Here is a 2500-nt window from a genome sequence, read left to right as displayed (position 1 = left end):
CAGGTTACCCACGTGTTACTCACCCGTCCGCCGCTAACTTCATAAGAGCAAGCTCTTAATCCATTCGCTCGACTTGCATGTATTAGGCACGCCGCCAGCGTTCATCCTGAGCCAGGATCAAACTCTCCAATAAAGTTAGTTTGTCTAGCATCTAAAATAAAAATTGACGTTTCACGTTGTTTGTTTCGTTCAGTTTTCAAAGAACTAATGGTGGAGCCTAGCGGGATCGAACCGCTGACCTCCTGCGTGCAAGGCAGGCGCTCTCCCAGCTGAGCTAAGGCCCCAAACAAGTATCGGGAAGACAGGATTTGAACCTGCGACCCCCTGGTCCCAAACCAGGTGCTCTACCAAGCTGAGCCACTTCCCGAAAGAAAACGCGCCCGAGAGGAGTCGAACCCCTAACCTCTTGATCCGTAGTCAAACGCTCTATCCAATTGAGCTACGGGCGCATATGGTGCCGAGGGCGGGGGTCGAACCCGCACGGTGGTCACCCACCGCAGGATTTTAAGTCCTGTGCGTCTGCCTGTTCCGCCACCCCGGCATGTCATATTGAAAATTGGAGCGGAAGACGGGATTCGAACCCGCGACCCCAACCTTGGCAAGGTTGTATTCTACCACTGAACTACTTCCGCAAGACATGTTTGAGATATTTTATTAAAAGTGCGGGTGAAGGGAGTCGAACCCCCACGCCAAAGGCGCTAGATCCTAAGTCTAGTGCGTCTGCCAATTCCGCCACACCCGCATATTAATTAAAATGGTGAGCCATGAAGGACTCGAACCTTCGACCCTCTGATTAAAAGTCAGATGCTCTACCAACTGAGCTAATGGCTCTTACAATAAAAACTGGTGCCGACTAGAGGACTTGAACCCCCAACCTACTGATTACAAGTCAGTTGCTCTACCAATTGAGCTAAGTCGGCTAAATGGTGGAGGATGACGGGATCGAACCGCCGACCCCCTGCTTGTAAGGCAGGTGCTCTCCCAGCTGAGCTAATCCTCCGGATTGCCTGGCAACGTCCTACTCTCACAGGGACAAGGTCCCAACTACCATCGGCGCTAGAGAGCTTAACTTCCGTGTTCGGTATGGGAACGGGTGTGGCCTCTCTGCCATCATTACCAGACTGTATTCATTTAAGACAAGAATCATTGTAACTCATTTAACTTTTAAAGTCAACAAGTTTTTTATATTCTTTCAAAACTAGATAACATTGCTACATATTATATGGTTAAGTCCTCGATCTATTAGTATTCGTCAGCTCCACATGTCACCATGCTTCCACCTCGAACCTATCAACCTGATCATCTTTCAGGGATCTTACTAGCTTACGCTATGGGAAATCTCATCTTGAGGGGGGCTTCATGCTTAGATGCTTTCAGCACTTATCCCTTCCGCACATAGCTACCCAGCTATGCCCTTGGCAGAACAACTGGTACACCAGCGGTGCGTCCATCCCGGTCCTCTCGTACTAAGGACAGCTCCTCTCAAATTTCCTACGCCCACGACGGATAGGGACCGAACTGTCTCACGACGTTCTGAACCCAGCTCGCGTACCGCTTTAATGGGCGAACAGCCCAACCCTTGGGACCGACTACAGCCCCAGGATGCGATGAGCCGACATCGAGGTGCCAAACCTCCCCGTCGATGTGGACTCTTGGGGGAGATAAGCCTGTTATCCCCGGGGTAGCTTTTATCCGTTGAGCGATGGCCCTTCCATGCGGAACCACCGGATCACTAAGCCCGACTTTCGTCCCTGCTCGACTTGTAGGTCTCGCAGTCAAGCTCCCTTATGCCTTTGCACTCTACGAATGATTTCCAACCATTCTGAGGGAACCTTTGGGCGCCTCCGTTACACTTTAGGAGGCGACCGCCCCAGTCAAACTGCCCACCTGACACTGTCTCCCGGGTCGATAAGACCCGTAGGTTAGAATTTCAATACAGTCAGGGCGGTATCCCACCAGCGCCTCCACCGAAGCTAGCGCTCCGGTTTCAATGGCTCCCGCCTATCCTGTACAAACTGTACCAAAATTCAATATCAGGCTACAGTAAAGCTCCACGGGGTCTTTCCGTCCTGTCGCGGGTAACCTGCATCTTCACAGGTACTATAATTTCACCGAGTCTCTGGTTGAGACAGTGCCCAAATCGTTACACCTTTCGTGCGGGTCGGAACTTACCCGACAAGGAATTTCGCTACCTTAGGACCGTTATAGTTACGGCCGCCGTTTACTGGGGCTTCAGTTCAGAGCTTCGCTTACGCTAACCCCTCTCCTTAACCTTCCAGCACCGGGCAGGTGTCACCCCCTATACTTCGCCTTACGGCTTCGCAGAGAGCTGTGTTTTTGCTAAACAGTCGCTTGGGCCTATTCACTGCGGCTTTCCGTTAAGAAAGCACCCCTTCTCCCGAAGTTACGGGGTCATTTTGCCGAGTTCCTTAACCAGAGTTCTCTCGCACACCTTAGGATTCTCTCCTCGCCTACCTGTGTCGGTTTGCGGTACAGGCAC

Annotated in this window: 9 tRNA genes and 3 rRNA genes (2 of these 12 cut by a window edge); all 12 read right to left on the bottom strand. The window is 51.6% G+C overall.

From position 1 onward, the window contains the following. Positions 1 to 133 (bottom strand): 16S ribosomal RNA (locus tag M1D73_RS00495); it reaches 1419 nt to the left of the window's first position. Positions 134 to 208: 75 nt separating this feature from the next. Continuing rightward, positions 209 to 284, bottom strand: a tRNA-Ala gene (locus M1D73_RS00490). 9 nt (positions 285 to 293) lie between these two features. Then, a tRNA-Pro gene (locus M1D73_RS00485) sits at positions 294 to 367 on the bottom strand. A gap of 8 nt (positions 368 to 375) precedes the next feature. After that, a tRNA-Arg gene (locus M1D73_RS00480) sits at positions 376 to 449 on the bottom strand. A gap of 3 nt (positions 450 to 452) precedes the next feature. Next, positions 453 to 541: transfer RNA gene (locus M1D73_RS00475), tRNA-Leu, on the bottom strand. Between the two features lie 16 nt (positions 542 to 557). After that, positions 558 to 632 (bottom strand) — tRNA-Gly (locus M1D73_RS00470). 29 nt (positions 633 to 661) lie between these two features. After that, a tRNA-Leu gene (locus tag M1D73_RS00465) sits at positions 662 to 742 on the bottom strand. A 13-nt stretch (positions 743 to 755) separates the two neighbouring features. Further along, positions 756 to 831, bottom strand: a tRNA-Lys gene (locus tag M1D73_RS00460). Between the two features lie 13 nt (positions 832 to 844). After that, positions 845 to 920 (bottom strand) — tRNA-Thr (locus M1D73_RS00455). A gap of 4 nt (positions 921 to 924) precedes the next feature. Further along, positions 925 to 1000: transfer RNA gene (locus M1D73_RS00450), tRNA-Val, on the bottom strand. Positions 1001 to 1005: 5 nt separating this feature from the next. Then, positions 1006 to 1121: ribosomal RNA gene (rrf, locus tag M1D73_RS00445) — 5S ribosomal RNA — on the bottom strand. A gap of 101 nt (positions 1122 to 1222) precedes the next feature. Then, a 23S ribosomal RNA gene (locus tag M1D73_RS00440) occupies positions 1223 to 2500 on the bottom strand (it continues 1644 nt past the right edge of the window).

Source organism: Bacillus sp. PK3-067 (assembly GCF_056738645.1).
The sequence above is the reverse complement of the archived record's forward strand: the minus strand, read 5'-3'. Positions and strand labels throughout refer to the sequence as shown.